A 17,558-nucleotide genomic window follows, 5' to 3' on the forward strand; every position below is an offset into this window, starting at 1 on the left:
TGTTTAAAAGAGGCTGCATATGTACTACATAGAGCGTGATGTGCAAGGGCGCATTATTCGGGTCGACACGGCACCTTTCCCCTCGATGACCGAACAGGGGGACGCTCTCACCCCTGAAATTGACGAGTGGAACCGACAGAGAGACATCCGTGAAGCATCGCTTTTGCAACTGCGCCAAAGCGATCTTGAGATGGTGCGCGTACTTGAAGACTTAATCGACGTGCTGATGAGTAAGGGCGTAATCAGCATTACCGATCTGCCGTTGGTCGCCCAGACAAAACTTTCTCAGCGTGCGCAGGCGCGACGCACGTTAAGTGGGCTTGAGGGATTAATTGCCGATGACGAAGAGGGGCTTATTTAAATCGTTATTTGCGCTTTACCCTTTATAGCCTGAATAATTCAAATTGCCGAAAGCCGATAACAAAGCAAATTGTTGGGGGTTAAAGGTGTGAGTGGCTGGTTGGTTAAATGCTGCCGACACGCATGCAGACTGAAGATTCAGGCTATATATCATGTACTAAGCAGGGACGGTTGGCACAGTTCTTTTTTTATTTAAACCCCCTTTGCCCCTACTATTCATTCACGCCATCTATTAATATAAGCCCCTTAAACGAAGCGGCAGCAATACATTCCCTGCCGTTACCCGTTTTTAACCTTTTTTCGTGTTGCATGACTAATTCTAATTAAATTCTCTTTTAGCATTCTATGCCTGAATCACGGTTGATCGGGCCAGGAACAGGATCGAGGGAACTACACATGAGCGGCGTATCAGGGATCGTCAAAGCGGTAATAGGTCAGGTGTTTGCAGTCAGTCCTGATGGGAGCAAGCGTTTACTGGTCGAAGGTGACAGGATCCTCGAAGGTGAGCAAGTGCAGACGGGTGAGTCCGGTGCGATTACCTTGTCCACTGCAGATGGCAAACAACTGGATCTTGGACGCGAAAGCCAATGGGACAGCACCGGCACTGTAACCACTGACGCCACGGCGGCGCAGCAACAAGATGTTGCGGCCCTGCAGCAGGCGATCGCCGACGGTCAGGACCCGACCCAAACCCTGGAAGCGACCGCGGCAGGTCCGCAGGCTGGCGGTACCGGTACCGGCGGCGATAGCGGCGGCAGCGGTGGGGGATCGCACACGCATGTCGTTCTCGATTTAACCGGACAAATTGTTGACCCCTCCGCGGGTTACCCCACGGTAGGCCTGGACTTCCCCGATGCCGAAAGACCGCAAGAATTAACGCTCCTCAACCCTGATAGTGCTGCCGTCGCAGTTCCTGATGATTCAGACGCGGATGCTGATTCGGACGCTGATGCCGATGCCGATGCGGACGCTGATGCGGACGCCGATGCGGACGCCGATGCAGACTCAGACGCCGATGCAGACGCCGACGCTGATGCGGATGCGGATTCTGACGCAGATGCCGATGCCGATGCAGATGCCGACGCGGATGCGGATGCGGATTCTGATTCCGACGCAGATGCCGACGCTGATGCTGATGCTGATGCGGATGCGGATTCCGACGCCGACGCCGACGCGGATGCCGATTCTGATCCGGATGCTGATGCTGATGCTGATTCGGATGCGGATGCCGATGCCGATGCAGATTCCGACGCTGATGCGGATGCGGATTCTGACGCAGATGCCGATTCTGATGCCGACGCGGACGCGGATGCCGATTCTGACGCCGACGCCGACGCCGACGCCGATGCGGATGCGGATTCTGATTCGGACGCTGATGCCGATGCCGATGCGGACGCTGATGCCGATGCTGATGCCGATGCCGATGCTGATGCCGATGCCGATGCCGATGCAGATTCCGACGCCGACGCCGACGCCGATGCTGATTCGGACGCGGATTCCGATGCCGACGCCGATGCGGATTCTGATGCGGATGCGGATGCTGATTCAGATGCTGATGCCGATGCCGATGCCGATTCGGATGCCGATGCTGATGCCGACGCTGATGCAGATGCAGATGCAGATGCCGATGCAGATGCAGATGCAGATGCCGATGCAGATGCAGATGCTGATGCTGATGCTGATGCTGATTCGGATGCGGACGCCGATGCAGATGCTGATGCCGATGCTGATTCCGACGCGGATGCGGATGCCGATGCCGATGCTGATTCCGACGCGGATGCGGATGCGGATGCCGATGCCGATGCGGATTCCGATGCAGATGCAGATGCGGACGCTGATGCCGATTCTGATGCCGACGCGGACGCGGATGCCGATTCTGACGCCGACGCCGACGCCGACGCCGACGCCGATGCGGATGCGGATTCTGATTCGGACGCTGATGCCGATGCCGATGCCGATGCGGACGCTGATGCCGATGCTGATGCCGATGCCGATGCCGATGCTGATGCCGATGCCGATGCAGATTCCGACGCCGACGCCGACGCCGATGCTGATTCGGACGCGGATGCCGACGCAGACGCCGATGCAGACGCTGATGCAGATTCCGACGCGGATGCGGATGCGGATGCCGACGCTGATGCCGATGCGGATGCGGATGCTGATGCTGATGCGGACTCAGATGCAGACGCCGATTCTGATGCCGACGCCGACGCCGATGCCGATGCCGATGCCGATGCCGATGCCGACGCCGATGCAGACGCTGATGCAGACGCGGATGCCGATGCGGATGCCGATTCTGATGCGGATTCTGACGCCGATGCAGACGCTGACGCTGATGCAGATGCGGATGCGGATGCAGACGCCGACGCCGACGCCGATGCTGACTCAGACGCCGATGCAGATGCCGACGCCGACGCCGATGCGGATGCAGATTCTGACTCAGACGCCGATGCAGATGCAGATGCTGATGCTGATTCGGACGCTGATGCCGACGCAGATGCCGATGCAGATGCAGATGCAGATGCAGATGCAGATGCAGATGCAGATTCGGATGCTGATGCAGATTCGGATGCCGACGCCGATGCAGATTCGGATGCCGACGCCGACGCCGACGCTGATGCGGATGCGGATGCCGACGCCGACGCCGATGCAGATGCCGACGCCGATGCGGATGCGGATGCGGATGCAGATTCCGACGCTGATGCCGATGCCGATGCGGACGCTGATGCCGACGCCGACGCCGATGCGGACTCAGATGCAGATGCAGATGCAGACGCCGATGCAGATGCCGACGCCGACGCCGATGCTGATGCCGATGCCGATGCAGATGCCGATGCAGACGCTGATGCCGATTCTGATGCCGACGCGGACGCGGATGCCGATTCTGACGCCGACGCCGACGCCGATGCCGATGCAGATGCGGACTCAGATGCCGATGCCGATGCAGATGCAGATGCCGATGCCGATGCAGACGCTGATGCTGATGCCGACGCCGACGCTGATGCGGATGCGGATGCAGATTCCGACTCAGATGCGGATGCCGACGCTGATGCTGATGCCGACGCCGACGCCGATTCGGATGCCGACACCGACGCTGACGCTGACGCCGATGCGGATTCTGATGCAGACGCGGATGCCGATGCCGATGCAGATTCTGACGCCGATGCCGACGCCGACGCAGATGCCGATGCGGATTCAGACGCCGATGTGAAGCTGACCGTAACGGTCACGCCAGGCAGTAAGACGACGGACACCACAGATAACACCATCACCCATATCAATGGGGGCAGCGGCAACCCGAACGGATACGATGTTCAGAACGGGGTGATCGTATCGATTGGCAGTAATGTGCACGTCTGGCTGACCCCGGACAGCCCGGATGGCGCCATTAAAGGCGATTTTGTACCATCAGCCGCCAGTGCCAGCCAGATTCACTACTACACCAGCAGCGGCAATGCCAATACCGACGATAGCGCTAAAGGCCATACCGATATCTTTGTCGTCGGCGATCACACCGGCGGCTACTACCAGCAGAGCGACTGGCCGAACACGAAATACAATTTCGTCTCGCTGAAAGGCATCACCGGTAACGGTGGCGTGACGGAAGGTGACGTCGGTAAAGACTATATCTTTGTTCAAGGGAACAGTGAGGATTACAAGGTTACGGGTGTACCTCATCCGCAGAATCACCAGAACAATGACATTGATAATCTTCAGGTCACCGATGAAAACGGCAAGCGTCCCTATGAGAATGCGAACCATATTGAAGGCGTTGTCTTTGGTAATGGGCCATCCTCCTCGCATGGGGGCAGTACCGAGGTCAGCTACAAGGTCACATTGAACCTTGACGTCAACCTCGAAAGCTCCGACAGCAGCGACCACCTCAACACCGTCAGTTTTGGTGGCATTCCTGAAAATGCGACCTTTACGGGTAATTACGTCAACGTCAGCTACGACGCGGCCAGTAAGGTCTACGTCATGACCTTCGACAGTAGCACGACACACTACTCAGGGCAGGTGAGCGTAGATTTACCGGCCGGTAAGGCCACGCTCGGTGATATCACCCTGGACGTTGACTCCACGGCGTCCGAGCATCTTGACACCCATTTTGACGTAGATGGCGAAGCAGGCGGGCAGTATGTCAGCGACAGTCACGATTTCAGCCCTGTTGAATATCATCTTGCCGCTGCGGATGAGGGCAGCCATGTTGCCGGAGACCTTCACGCCAACACTGACAGCGAAACCCACACGCAGGGCAGCAGTGAAAGCGATAAGCTAACGCTCACCCAGAGCGTGGTGGATGATTCCTCTGCTTCGGATAGCGAGCACAGCACGGGCAGTGAAGAGAGCAGCACATCGTTAATTGACGAATCGAGCCTCATGCTCAGCCCGCAGGCTGCCGATAACACCCACGGCAGTGCTGAGACCGCATCGGCATCCATGGACAACGCCGTAAACCCGCTTTCCACAGATGAACAGCACGACGCGGCATCACCCCCGGAAAGTGCCAGCGTCAGTCATGAGGAGCCGTTGAACTTCAGCGACATCATTCATGACGAGGAGCACAACGATCTCAGTAGCCTGATTCAGGTAGGTGGGCAGAGTGACGCAGAAGGTGCCCCTGAAATCGAACACGTTCCCGCTGAAGGTGGTGCCACTGCGGGTGCTGAAAGCTATGAAGCCGGGCACGAAGCCATGATGGAAAGCCTTATCGCCAAACCCGAAGAGGTTTCCTGACGGGGCGCCGCGCAGTGTTCTGTCTGAACGCTGCGCGGTATTCCATCTCGATATGAATTCAGATCCGACGAAGGATAACGTTCGATCATAAATAAGCCTGGATGCATTTACTCCCTCGCTCTCGTGGCATTTTCTCTGGTGGATGGTAATCCGTACTCAGGGACGTGACGAAAAGGACGACAAAATGAAATATGGTAGCCCGTTTATTCTGGGTGCAACGCTCGCACTGTGTGCAACACAAGGTCAGGCCACAACCCTGGAACAAGCGGTGAAAGAAGGACTGTTATGGCATCCGCAGGTGAACGCCTCGGCCAACAGCCGGTATTCTGCCGATCAGGATCTGCGTGCTGCGAAGGGCGGGTATCTGCCCTCGCTGGATCTCACCGCCGGTAGCGGCTGGGAACAAACTGACAATGCCACTACCCGGGCCGCAGGTGAGCATCAGCGCAACCTGAACCGCAGTGAATCCGCCATCAATCTTACTCAGAACGTCTTTAATGGTTTTGCGACCACCAGCGAAGTGGCACGCCAGAAGGCGACGGTAAACTCCCGGGCCTGGACGGTACTGAACACCAGTGAAACCACCGCGCTGCAGACTATCCAGAGCTACCTTGACGTGCTGATGCGCGAACAGATGGTCCGGCTTGCGGAAGATAACCTGAAGAATCATGAACGGGTATTCGACCAGATCAAGCTGCGCACGCAGCAGGGCGTGGGGCGTCAGGCCGATTACGATCAGGCTGAGGCCCGCCTGGCCCAGGCGCGGAATAACCTGATTACGGAGCAAACCAATCTGGAAGACTCCCGCGCAAACTATGAAAGCGTGACCGGCAAAGAAGCCGATGCGCTGGTGATGCCTACAAAGATTGCCGTTCCGGATTCCCTGGCCGCCGCGCGGGCAGCAATGCTGGCCAACAGCCCGCTGTTGAAACAAGCCGATGCCGACGTAGAGGCGACTCGCCAGCAGTACGAGGCGGCAAAATCCCGTTTTTACCCGAACGTTAATGTCGAAGTCGGCCGGACGATGGATAACAACATCGACGGTACGCGCGGCCATAACCAGGAATGGCAGGCGATGCTCCGCATGCGCTACAACCTGTACAACGGCGGCAGCGATCAAGCGACGCTCACCTCCTACGCCTATAAAATGCAGGAAGCGCAGGATGTAAAAAACAATGCGCTGCGCCAGTTGAACGAAGAGCTGCGGCTGGCCTGGAACGCGCGCACGAATGCAGAAAAACAGGTGCCGATCGCCAAAGAGTATGCCGATCGCAGCGTCACCGTCCGCAGTGCCTATCAGGAGCAGTTCAGCCTCGGCGATCGCACGCTACTGGATATGCTGGACAGTGAAAACGAAGTGTTCAGCGCTCAGCGCCGCTACGTCGAATTGCAGTTTGTCGATATGTTTACCTCTTACCGCATAAACGCCCGCACCGGTGAGCTGCTGAAAAACCTGCATATCCAGGCGCCTTCCGCCTCAGAGCCGCTGGACCAGGCGCAGCGCACGCAGGTTGAACTGCCGGAATTACAGTAAACAAGAATGCCTGGCTGATGGGGTTATTTCCGGCGTGAAAACCGGCCATAGCCCGTTAATTATTACCTGCGGATGAAATCTGCAGAATACCGAGACAGAGAATGACGCCTGATACTGGCACGCCTGAAAACGTCGACGCTTCCCCACAGGCGGCAGAGAGACAGGATCCCCGGCAACGCCATGACGACCCGTTGTTGGATGCGCTGATGATCGTTTGCAAAATGCATAACATCGCCACCAGCCGGACCGTGCTTACCACCGGACTGCCGCTGGAATCGCACCGGTTAACGCTGGAAGCCTTTCCGCGTGCCGCAGGACGGGCCGGGCTGAAGGCTCGCATGGTGCAGCGTGAGCTTGAAAATATTTCCGCGCTGTCGCTACCGGTTATTCTGTTACTGAAAAATAATCAGGCAGCGGTACTGGTTGGCTGGGATACGCAGCAGCGGGCGCGCCTGTTGCCGAGCGAAACCGAGGGTGGGGAAATCGCCCTCTCCCGGGAGGCGCTGGCGGAGCATTACAGCGGCGGGGCCATTTTCATTTCACCTGAGCATGAGTTTGATGCGCAGCCCACGGCGACGTTACCGCGAACCACCGCGTGGTTCCAGGACACGCTGAAGCTGTCAAAATTCCTCTATTTCGATGCCGTGGTCGCCAGTTTCCTCGTCAACCTGGTGGCGCTCAGCGCCCCGTTGTTTGTGATGAACGTCTATGACCGGGTGGTGCCCAATCAGGCGACCGCGACGCTATGGGTGCTGGCCATCGGCGTCAGCATCGCCTTTATTTTCGATTTTGTACTGAAGATTTTACGCGGCATTTGTCTTGATCTTGCGGGCAAGAAGACCGATCTGGTGGTCTCCTCGGCGCTTTTTGAACGGCTGTTGGGCATGAAGATGAAGCTACGCCCGAAGCGGGTGGGGAGCTTTGCTCAGAATTTCCAGGAGTTTCAGTCGATTCGCGACTTCCTCTCATCGCTGACGCTGACGGCCTTTATCGACTTTCCCTTTACGCTGCTGATCCTGCTGGTGATTGGCGTCATTGGCGGCCCGCTGGTGTTTATCCCCTTGCTGTGTTACCCCCTGGCGCTGCTGGTGAGCTGGCTTATTCAGCGCCCGTTGATGTCGCGGGTACAGAAGACGTACCAGTTGTCTAATGAGCGTCAGGCCATGTTAGTGGAAACCCTGACCGGGCTTGATGCCATCAAAATTAATAATGCCCAGAGCGAACGCCAGTACCAGTGGGAGCACCTGACCGGCCAGCTCAGTAAGCTGGAACTGCGGGTAAAATCGCTCTCCTATGTGGCGGTCAATTTTACCGCCTGGCTGCAACAGGCCAGCGGCGTGGCGATTATCGTCGCCGGGGTGTACGTCATTATCGGCGGCAACCTGAGCATGGGCGGGCTGATTGCCTGTTACCTGTTGCACCGTCGCGCCATGATGCCCATTGGTCAGCTATGCAGCCTGATTACCCGTTACCAGCGCGCGCGGATGACCAAATCCACCATCGACAGAATGATGGGGCTGGAGCAGGAAGTGGAAGCGGGCGAAGTCCCGTTAAAACGAGAAACGCTCTCAGGGGCCATCGAACTGCGTGATGTGACCTTCATCTATCCTGGCAATCAGTACGCCTCGCTCAGCAATGTCTCGTTGACCATTCAGCCCGGCGAAAAAGTCGGCATTATCGGGCGCAGTGGTTCCGGTAAAAGTTCGCTGGCGAAATTGTTGGTCGGTTTTTACCAGCCGGACAGCGGCAGCGTCCTGATTGATGGCATTGATGCGCGCCAGATTGATGTGCACGATCTGCGGCATAACATCGGCTATGCGCCGCAGGATATTCATCTGTTCAACGGCACACTGCGGGAAAATTTACTGTATGGCGCAAGCTACGTTGATGATGAAACCATGCTGCGTGTTGCGACGCTGACCGGCGTACACGACTTCGCCCGCCGTCACCCGTCGGGTTACAACATGCAGGTCGGTGAACGGGGAATGAGCCTCTCCGGCGGGCAGCGTCAGGCCGTCACCCTGGCGCGTGCGTTGCTGCTCGACCCACCGGTGCTATTGATGGATGAGCCCACCAGCTCGATGGATAACACCAGCGAAGATTTGATTAAGAAAGCGCTGGCCCCGGTTATTGCCAACAAGACGCTGTTGATGGTCACGCATCGCGCGTCTTTGCTGTCGCTGGTCGATCGTTTGATCATTGTCGATAATGGCAAAATTATCGCCGACGGCCCGAAAGAGAGCGTCATGAGTGCGCTGAAGAAGGGGCAAATTCATGCGAATCGTTGATGCGCTAAGCCGCCTGATGGGCTGGCTGTCGGGGGATAAAAAACCGTCCGCGTTTACCACTAATGAAGTCAACAAAGCCTTACTGGATGACGCGCCGCGCGTGGTGCGGGTGACGCTGTGGGCGATTTTCGCCTTCTTTGTCGCCATGATTATCTGGGCTGCGCTTGCTGAAATTGATGAGGTGACGCGAGGAGAGGGGCGAGCTATTCCGTCGTCTCGTCTGCAAAAAATTCAGAACCTTGAGGGCGGGATCATCGCCGAGGTCTTTGTGCATGAAGGAGAGGTGGTTAAAGCCGGAGCACCGCTGCTGCGTCTGGATGACACCCGTTTTCGTTCCAACGCCGGGGAAACCGAAGCCGACAGGCTGGCGCTGAACGCTCGCATCCAGCGTCTGACCGCCCAGATTGATGGTGCCACAGAGCTTTCGCTCTCGCCGGAGATAACCCGCCAGGCGCCGGATATCGCCAGTGGTGAGCTGGAGCTGTTCGCCAGCGTCAATAAACGCATTCAGAGCGAACTCTCCGGGCTGAATGAACAATTAATCCAGAAGAAGCAGGAACTGCTCGACTTCCAGGGGAAATTAATTCAGTACCGCCGCAGCCTGGCGTTGCAGCAGCAGGAGATCAGCATGTCTGAACCGCTGGTGGCAAAAGGCGCGATTTCCAAAGTCGAAATGCTGCGCCTGCGCCGTGCCGGTGTTGAGACCCAGGGGCAGCTTGACTCGGTGATCCTGGCGATTCCGCGTGCGGAAGCGGCGATCAAGGAAATTGAGAGCAAGGTGGGCGAAACCCGTGGCCGCTATCGCAGCGAAGCGCTGGGGCAGCTTAACGAAGCGCGAACCGATCTCAGCAAAATTGAAGCCTCGGGAAAAGCCATTACCGACCGGGTCAACCGTACGCTGGTTACGTCACCCGTGCGCGGGGTGGTTCAGCAACTGCTGGTGAACACCATTGGCGGTGTTATTCAGCCGGGTAACGACCTGGTGGAGATCGTGCCGCTGGATGACACCCTGCTGGTGGAAGCCAAAATTCGCCCGCAGGACATCGCCTTTTTGCGCCCAGGCCAGGAAGCCACGGTGAAATTCACCGCTTACGATTACACCATCTATGGCGGCCTGAAAGGCAAACTCGAACAGATAAGCCCGGATACGGTGACCGATAAAGACGGCAAGAGTTTTTACATCATTCGTCTGCGCACCGATAAAAACCACCTCGGCACCGATGAGAAACCGCTGCTGATTATTCCGGGTATGGTCGCGTCGGTAGATATTATTACCGGTAAGAAAACGATCCTCGCCTATTTACTGAAGCCAATTTTACGGGCGAAAGCCGAGGCGTTTCGCGAGAGGTAATAGCGTCGAGTATGCGAAAGTATTGAGGTATCCCTCCCCAAAAATGCGAGCACGGACAGTCCCCTCTCCCTCAAGGGAGAGGGGACTGTCCGTGCATACATTTTTTCTGGGGATTCCTCAGCCCTCAGGGAGAGGGAACCGATTGTGCTCGCATTTTTGGGTGCGGATCCCTCAGTGATTCACCAGCAGATCTGCAAGACGCGCCTGCACCTCGATACACCCGGCCAGCACCAGGTTGCCCCTTAACAGACCGTTATCGGCGAGAAAGGCATTGCTGGCGCCGCCCGCTTCCACGATCAGCAACATCCCCGCCAGGGCGTCCCAGCTGTTCATATGCTCCTCGTAATAGGCATGCACCTGGCCGGTGGCAACGTGGGCGAGCATCAACGCCCCGGCGCCAAAGCGGCGATACTCCATGCCGGCATTAAGTACGCGGGCAAGGGTTCGGGTATAGTTTTCGACCGGAGCACGGCTGGAGCGGCCGAGGCCGATAACCACCGTCTCCGGATCCGGCTCGCGTAACGTCAGACGGCGGTCGTTAAGAAAGGCCCCCTCACCACGACGGGCAAAGAAAAATTCATTGCGGTCCGGGGCGTAGACAATCCCCAGCTCGGTCGTGTCCTGGCGAACGTAAGCCAGCGAGATGCACCAGTAATCCATCCCCTGAATGTAATTGGTCGTTCCATCGATAGGGTCGAGCACCCAAATCCCCTGTGCGCCGGCCTGAAGACCGCTCTCTTCCCCGAGAAAACCGTCCTGCGGGCAGTGGATGCTGAGCCAGTTTTTGATCTCGCTTTCCACAAACAGATCGGCGTGGGAGACAAAATCCTGGCGGGCTTTTTTATCCACCTGTAGCCCGGCATGACGCAATGCCTGCGCCTCTGCGCCCAACTGGCGAATCAATGCACATAATGACTGCTGCTGTTCTTCTGTCATGGCCTGCTCTTATTGAGGTAGTGGCGACGTGCGCCGGGTAATAAGCTGCACATCCACCCAGGTTGTCCGCGAGGGTTGTAACGGATCGTCAGCGCGTTCAAGCAGGCGGATTAAGGCCTGACGGGAAATCTCCGCAACGTCCTGATGCAGGGTGGTGAGCTGGTAACTGTATTGCGCCGTTTGTGGCGTATTGTCAAAGCCGATGAGCTGAAAATCCTCCGGGCTACGTCTGCCGCGCTGGCGCATCCCGTCAAGAAAACCGCAGGCAAGCTGCGCATTCGCACAGAAAATGCCGTCCAGTGTCTCATCTGCCCCAATAGCGGCCTGAAACCCGCCGTCATAGCCCTCCGTGGGGGCGGTCAGGGTTTGCAGATTTTGTGTAATGTCGACGGCAAGCGTCCGTAGCGCCTGATAAAAGGCATCGCCGCGCATGCGCCCGGCCCAGGTGGAGTGCGCGGTATTGAGCCAGCCGAATCGACGGCAGCCATTGCGAACCAGTTGCCCGGCGGCGAGGGTCGCCCCATACACGTTGTCTGAGCTGACGTAATCGACGAAGGGGATGTCCGGCTGTCGGTTGATACCCACCACCGGGATCTGCTGCGACACACATTCGTTCACCAGTGATTCCGGTGGCTGGCCCGAGGTCACAATCACCCCGGAAACCCGAAACTGGGCAAAACGGCGCAGCGTTCGGGCAAGATCCTGCTCGCTACGAATTTCGCTCACCAGCGCCTGAAAACCCCGCCGCTGGATCTCGTTGAGCAGGGCATCAAGCAGGCTACTGCGAAAAGGGTCGCTGATGCGTGAGACAATCACGCCAATCAGATGACTGCGGCGGCGGTTTAGCCCCTGGGCGAGAAAGTTAACCTGATAACCGAGCTCTTCCGCCGCGCGCAGAACCCGCTCCCGGGTATCGGGGGAGATACTGCCGTTATTGCTGAGTGCCCGCGAGACCACCGCCCGGGAGACCCCCGCCCGGTGGGCAACATCCTGTGCGGTGACGCTCTGCTTACGGGGAACGGAACTCATGCCGGGCCTTCCTCAGCAGTGCCCGGTAGGTTACTGAGCGCGTATTGCAGACCGTCATAGCTGACGAAAACCCCCTCCCAGGGCTGACAAGCGGCTCTGAGATCGTGCAGGATCGCATCGTTACAGTGGTAGAGCCCCAGCGCTGGCAGTTTCAGTTGCTGAAACAGCGCCAGACAGGCGGGGAAATCACCGTGGGAGGCGTCATCGCTGAGCGCCGTCAGTGACGCACACTCCTGAAAGGCAAGAGCGGCACCCTCCATGAGCGCGATAGAGCCTGCCGTCGGGCGACCGTCGCCGCTGTAGAACAGCGTTTGTTCGCCCTGGGTGATGCGGATGGCGCGGTTGGTGAGTTCATGCCGGGTTTCGGCGGTCTGAATGTGCCAGTCGTGCCACGTCCAGGCGTCGGTGGTGTCGCGCCAGTCGATATCAAAACACAGTGTGGTCTGCGGCCAGTTGGCGAGCGCCGCCAGTTGCGTCAAAACAGGGCGCTGTTGCGGCTGGCTGTAGATAACCAGCGCTTTCTGACGTGAGAGGCTGTGCCAGTAGTTCAGCAGCGCCGTCAGGCCGGTACAGTGGTCCGGGTGGACGTGGGTAAAATAGAGGACATCGATATCGTTAACCTCTCCCCCGCGCTGCCACAATGCCCGGGGAATGGTGGGGCCGCAGTCAATTAACCATTGGCGGTTAGCTTCGTCCATGACCCGCAGCGCGGAGGTATTTTGTTCGCGGGAAAAGGCACTTCCGCAACCAAGTACATCTATTTTCATTATCCCTCACCAAAATTTTTTTAGGCTTCTGAGCACTGCCCTGGGCCAAACGGACAAATAAAATAGCTCTGATGACCAGAGTCTTAATTAAATTGTCACAAATACCCGACAAAGTAGGCTCACATAATGTCGAGTCAACATTGCATTTTTTTTACATTCTAATGAACACGTGTTCATTGCAGTAAAAAAAGCAACACAGCGATTTTTGGGTAATGAAGATGAGTTATTTACAGGTAGCCGGGCTTAAAATTAACTATGGCGAAAAAGTTGTCTTACATAATATCAATCTGCATGTCGAAAAAGGCGAGATGATTGCCCTGTTGGGACCTTCTGGCTGTGGGAAAACAACCCTGTTAAATGCGCTTTGCGGATTTATTCCGGTTAATACCGGGGAGATTACCGTCGCCGGTCGTGATATTACCCACAGCGCGCCGGAACAGCGCAATATTACGATGGTATTTCAGAGCTACGCGCTGTGGCCGCACCTGACGGTGGCGCGAAATATTGGCTATGGGCTAAAGCTGCGCAAATGGCGTCGTGACGAGATTGACCGCCGCGTTGACGAGTTGCTGAACATCGTCAACCTGACCGGTCTGGCCGATGTGAAGGTCACGGAGCTTTCCGGTGGGCAGCGTCAACGTGTTGCTCTGGCGCGCGCGCTGGCGATTGAACCGGACGTGCTGGTGCTGGATGAACCGCTGTCAAACCTCGATGCCAAGGTGCGTCTTAACGTGCGTCATGAAATCAAAAACCTGCAACAACGCCTTGGGTTTACCTCCTTAATCGTTACCCACGATCAGCAGGAAGCGCTGGTCATGGCGGACCGTATTGCGGTGTTAAATAATGGCCGCATCGAGCAAATCGGCACGCCGGAAGATATTTATCAGCGTCCCGCCACGCCCTTCGTGGCCGATTTTATGGGGGCGGATAATAAAATAAATGGCAATGAGTTCCTCACCACCCAGGATATTTCCCTGAGCGCATCAGGGGAATATTCCGCCGACGATTTTCGCGACTGCACCCTTTATTTTCGCAGCGCAGACGCCGCGCTTAGCGCATTAAATACCCATACGCCGGAAAAGGGCATTACCGTCAATGGCGTGGTGGAGCAAAGCGCTTTTCTCGGCAATTTATACCGCCACAGCGTGCGCTGTCGTGACCAGATTTTACTGGCGGACTCAACCCAGTGCTGGCCCGCTCAGTCTTCTGTTCGACTGCATGTTCCGGCCGCTGCGTTACATATTTTTCCTTCGTCTCAAGCAAGTTGATTTCATCGTGTTCATTTTGGGGATAGACCATGTTTATTAAAACGAAAGCTGCGGTAATGACTGCATTATTCCTGAGCTACGGCGCACAGGCAGATACCATCCTGAACGTTGCCACGGCAGGCGATCAGAATATGGTCGATTACGTGAAAACCTGGCTGGGGCCGAAGTTTGAAGCGGCGCATCCGGGGGTAAAAGTGCAGGTCGTGGGTACCGGTCCTGGGGATGCTGGCTCAAATAAAATCATCGAAAAACTGAGTGCGCAAAAAGAGAGTGGCGCGAAGACCTGGGATATTGACGTGGCGGTGGTTCACCAGAAAGCGGGTGGCGAACTGGTGGAAAAGGGGCTGCTTGCGAAGTATCGCCAGCAGATCGCCACCGGCAGCATGGTCAGCGCGGATAACGCCAAAAATGCCCTCGGCGTGAACGTTGATGGCTACGTGATGCCCATGTTTTTAAGCCAGACCGCCATCGCGTGGAACAGCGAGGCGATCAAAACCCCACCGGCGTCTTACGACGAGCTGGTGAGCTGGGCGCAGAAAAACCCGCAGGGGTTCGGCTATAACGGCATTAAAAACGGCATGTCCGGCGTGAGCTTTGTGGTGGGCTGGATCTACGCCTACGGTACGGACGCCGAACGTCTGTCTGCGCTGCCTTACGATAAGAGCGTGGAGAAAAACTGGAGCCAGGCCTTCGAGAAGCTCAAAGCGTTCAATAAGAACGTCACCTTTACGCCAGGCAATGCCGGGACGCTCGATATGCTCAGCCGTGGGGAAATCACCATGGGGCCGGTGTGGGTAGATATGTTCTACAGCTGGAAAGATCAGGGCAAGCTGCCGCCATCGATCAAACTGGCGCTGCTGTCGCCGGGTATGCCAGGGCAACCGATGTACTACGTAACCCCGGCAAAAGCGGCAAATTCGCAGCTGGCGCGTGAGTTTATCGAGCTGGCAACCAGCCCGGACGTCCAGGCGCAGGGGATCGTGAAACAGTTTAACTGGTACCCAGGTATCGATGCTGAGCATGTAAAGCCGAAACTGGATCCGGCCACCTGGCAGAAGCTGTTCGCGGAAATTTCACCGAAAGCGCTGGCAGATTACGGCAAAAGCTTCCCGATTACCCCTTACTTTGACGACATTAAAGAAGGCTACGAAAGCCAGGTCGCCAACTAATTTTACCCGTCATACTTCACGCTGCAGGTGCGTTGGCTACACTCGTCCGAATCACTTACCGGCGTAAGCTCATCGGGTTCGCTCGTTTGCCGCCTGCCTGCAACTGGAATTATTTAGGGTAAACGTTTTAAGACTCAGGCGTGGCAGGACGCCGCCCTGAGCGTTTCTTGTTGCTGACACCAGGTTTGTTATGCGCCCTTCATTGAAATATCTGTTACTGGTAGCACCCGCTGCGCTGATGATCGCGGTACTCTTTTTATACCCGCTGGGGTTCTCACTGATCGCGGCGTTTACCAACGATGCGCGGCAACTGACGCTGGCGCATTTCAGTAAGGTCTACGCCCTTTATTCCAGCGATATTCTCTTTACGCTGGTGATTGTACTGACCTCCGTGGCGCTGCTGGCGGTGATTTCCATCACCCTCTCGGCGGTTATCACCTTGTCGTCCTGTCGGCCCATTGTGCGCATGCTGGGGTTCTTGTACCGCCTGCCGCTCTTTATCCCCTTTATTGTGGCCGCGCAGATGATGCGCACTTTTCTCGCCAAAAATGGCCTGATGAACAATGCGCTGGTGGCCACCGATCTGTTTACGCCGCTGGAAACCGTCTCCTGGCTGGGCTGGAAGGGGATAATCATTACCTTTGTCTGGAAACAACTGGCGTTTGCCACGCTGCTTATCTGCGGCGCGATGGCGGCGCTGGAGCAGTCGCAGATACTGGCTGCGCGAAACCTCGGGGCCTCGCGTCCACGTATTCTGTTCGACATTATTCTGCCGCAGGTGCTGCCCGCTATTGGCGTGGCGCTGGTGCTCTCCACCGTGACCATGATGTCGGTGCTGTCCGTGCCGCTGATGATCGGTGTCGGCACGCCGACGATGATGACCGTGGACATGGCGTTCCGCGTTAATTCCTATGGCGACTATGCCGTGGCTAATGCGCTTGGCGTGGTGTCGCTGCTGATCTGTGGCGCGCTGTCGTGGCTCTATCTGCGTCACAGCCTGCAACAGAAGGGAGGCGAATGATGAAAGAGGCAACAATGACATTACCGGACACGTGGCTGGCGAAAGGGCGCAGAAAGCTGAGCGCCAGTCTTCCTCTGCAAACGCTGTTGTTGATTTTTATGCTGCTGGCGATGTTTGGCCCGCTGTTGAATTTGCTTATCTGGACGGTGGCGGAAAGCTGGTTCTTCCCCCATGCGTTGCCCAGCCAGTGGGGGCTGAAATACTGGTATCAGGTGTTCAGCCCCTACAGCGATGTCTCCGGTTCGCTGCTGACCAGCGTGCTCATCGCGGTGCTCTCGGTGGTGGTGTGCCTGCTGATTTCGGTGCCGGCAGGCTATGCGCTCTCACGGCGAGGGATGCCATTACGGGTATTGTTTATGCTGCTGTTCTTGATTCCGCAGGCCTTCCCCAACCTGACGGTGTACATGAATATCGCCCGACTTTTCTACCAGTGGGGGCTGAACGGCACGATAGCGGGGGTGGTGCTGGTGCACAGCATGCACGGCATGATGTACTCGGTGTGGATCTGCGTGGCGGCGTTTTCTGCCGTCGACCCGCTGCTGGCAAGGGCTTCCCGTAATCTCGGCGCCGGGCCGATTTATACCTTCTGGCATATTGTGCTGCCACAGGCCGCGCCTGGCATTATTGCCGCCAGTATTTTTGTCTTCCTGGAATCGCTGGATGAATTTACCGGCACCTTTTTCGTCGGCGCACCGGACATCAGCACGCTGCCGCTGCTGTTGTATAACGCCAGTATGTCGGGTAACTATCAGGTGTCGTCTATTACCGCCCTGATTCTGCTGGTGCCGTCACTGCTGTTTATGCTGGTCATCCATAAGTTCATGCGCCCGGAAATGTTGTCGAAGCTGGGTAAAGGGTGAGGGGGCTTTCGTTAACCGGACTGAATATTGCGATAGTTTTCTAAATATCTCTGTATATCTGTAGTGCCTCGTTAGGACCCTTCTCAAGGGTAAACGCTCCGTATTCACGGAGCGTTTTTTCGCTCAGCGACCCCATCTTCCCGGCAGGCCGGATTGGCTGATAACGTCAGGATTTAGCCATTATCAAAACAGAATGTTTATTTCACTTAATACTGCCTCACGAAATTTGGTAGGTATC

12 protein-coding genes are annotated in these 17,558 nt (G+C 56.7%); 9 read left to right on the top strand and 3 right to left on the bottom strand.

Annotated features, from left to right (window positions below; all coding sequences use genetic code 11):
• The first annotated feature begins 19 nt into the window (after positions 1-19).
• From ACUY4Q_RS06880 to ACUY4Q_RS06900, 5 genes are all read left to right on the top strand, one after another.
• Positions 20-361 carry a tryptophan synthase subunit beta gene (locus ACUY4Q_RS06880; protein WP_458046307.1) on the top strand — a complete coding sequence of 114 codons (342 nt, stop codon included), beginning with the start codon at positions 20-22 and terminating at the stop codon, positions 359-361.
• A 395-nt stretch (positions 362-756) separates the two neighbouring features.
• Positions 757-5,097 carry a retention module-containing protein gene (locus ACUY4Q_RS06885; RefSeq protein ID WP_458046308.1) on the top strand — a complete coding sequence of 1,447 codons (4,341 nt, stop codon included), beginning with the start codon at positions 757-759 and terminating at the stop codon, positions 5,095-5,097.
• Between the two features lie 184 nt (positions 5,098-5,281).
• Positions 5,282-6,631 (top strand): TolC family outer membrane protein, encoded by a 1,350-nt coding sequence (locus ACUY4Q_RS06890; RefSeq protein ID WP_458046309.1) that lies wholly within the window; start codon positions 5,282-5,284, stop codon positions 6,629-6,631.
• A gap of 101 nt (positions 6,632-6,732) precedes the next feature.
• Positions 6,733-8,919 carry a type I secretion system permease/ATPase gene (locus ACUY4Q_RS06895; RefSeq protein WP_458046310.1) on the top strand — a complete coding sequence of 729 codons (2,187 nt, stop codon included), beginning with the start codon at positions 6,733-6,735 and terminating at the stop codon, positions 8,917-8,919.
• A 16-nt stretch (positions 8,920-8,935) separates the two neighbouring features.
• The gene (locus ACUY4Q_RS06900; RefSeq protein WP_458047276.1) at positions 8,936-10,270 is read left to right on the top strand and encodes an HlyD family type I secretion periplasmic adaptor subunit; all 1,335 of its coding nucleotides are present in this window, start codon (positions 8,936-8,938) and stop codon (positions 10,268-10,270) included.
• Positions 10,271-10,441: 171 nt separating this feature from the next.
• Here the strand turns inward: ACUY4Q_RS06900 and ACUY4Q_RS06905 are convergent, their stop codons facing one another.
• The 3 genes from ACUY4Q_RS06905 to ACUY4Q_RS06915 are packed head-to-tail and all read right to left on the bottom strand — an operon-like array spanning position 10,442 to position 13,002.
• Positions 10,442-11,206 (bottom strand): inositol monophosphatase family protein, encoded by a 765-nt coding sequence (locus ACUY4Q_RS06905; protein WP_458046311.1) that lies wholly within the window; start codon positions 11,204-11,206, stop codon positions 10,442-10,444.
• A gap of 9 nt (positions 11,207-11,215) precedes the next feature.
• Positions 11,216-12,235 (bottom strand): LacI family DNA-binding transcriptional regulator, encoded by a 1,020-nt coding sequence (locus tag ACUY4Q_RS06910; protein ID WP_458046312.1) that lies wholly within the window; start codon positions 12,233-12,235, stop codon positions 11,216-11,218.
• Complete coding sequence (locus ACUY4Q_RS06915; protein WP_458046313.1) at positions 12,232-13,002, bottom strand: MBL fold metallo-hydrolase; 771 nt, start codon at positions 13,000-13,002, stop codon at positions 12,232-12,234. The genes ACUY4Q_RS06910 and ACUY4Q_RS06915 overlap by 4 nt, the downstream gene beginning before the upstream one ends.
• A gap of 218 nt (positions 13,003-13,220) precedes the next feature.
• Here ACUY4Q_RS06915 and ACUY4Q_RS06920 point away from each other — a divergent pair, with 218 nt between their 5' ends.
• The 4 genes from ACUY4Q_RS06920 to ACUY4Q_RS06935 all read left to right on the top strand — a co-directional run bounded on the left by ACUY4Q_RS06920 (position 13,221) and on the right by ACUY4Q_RS06935 (position 17,320).
• The gene (locus ACUY4Q_RS06920) at positions 13,221-14,270 is read left to right on the top strand and encodes an ABC transporter ATP-binding protein (protein ID WP_458046314.1); all 1,050 of its coding nucleotides are present in this window, start codon (positions 13,221-13,223) and stop codon (positions 14,268-14,270) included.
• Positions 14,271-14,299: 29 nt separating this feature from the next.
• The gene (locus ACUY4Q_RS06925) at positions 14,300-15,439 is read left to right on the top strand and encodes an ABC transporter substrate-binding protein (protein WP_458046315.1); all 1,140 of its coding nucleotides are present in this window, start codon (positions 14,300-14,302) and stop codon (positions 15,437-15,439) included.
• Positions 15,440-15,629: 190 nt separating this feature from the next.
• Positions 15,630-16,460 carry an ABC transporter permease gene (locus ACUY4Q_RS06930; RefSeq protein ID WP_458046316.1) on the top strand — a complete coding sequence of 277 codons (831 nt, stop codon included), beginning with the start codon at positions 15,630-15,632 and terminating at the stop codon, positions 16,458-16,460.
• On the top strand, positions 16,460-17,320 hold the full coding sequence (locus ACUY4Q_RS06935; protein ID WP_458047277.1) for an ABC transporter permease: 861 nt from the start codon (positions 16,460-16,462) through the stop codon (positions 17,318-17,320). The genes ACUY4Q_RS06930 and ACUY4Q_RS06935 overlap by 1 nt, the downstream gene beginning before the upstream one ends.
• The last annotated feature ends 238 nt before the right edge of the window (positions 17,321-17,558 follow it).

It is taken from the genome of Phytobacter cepae (genome assembly GCF_054165735.1).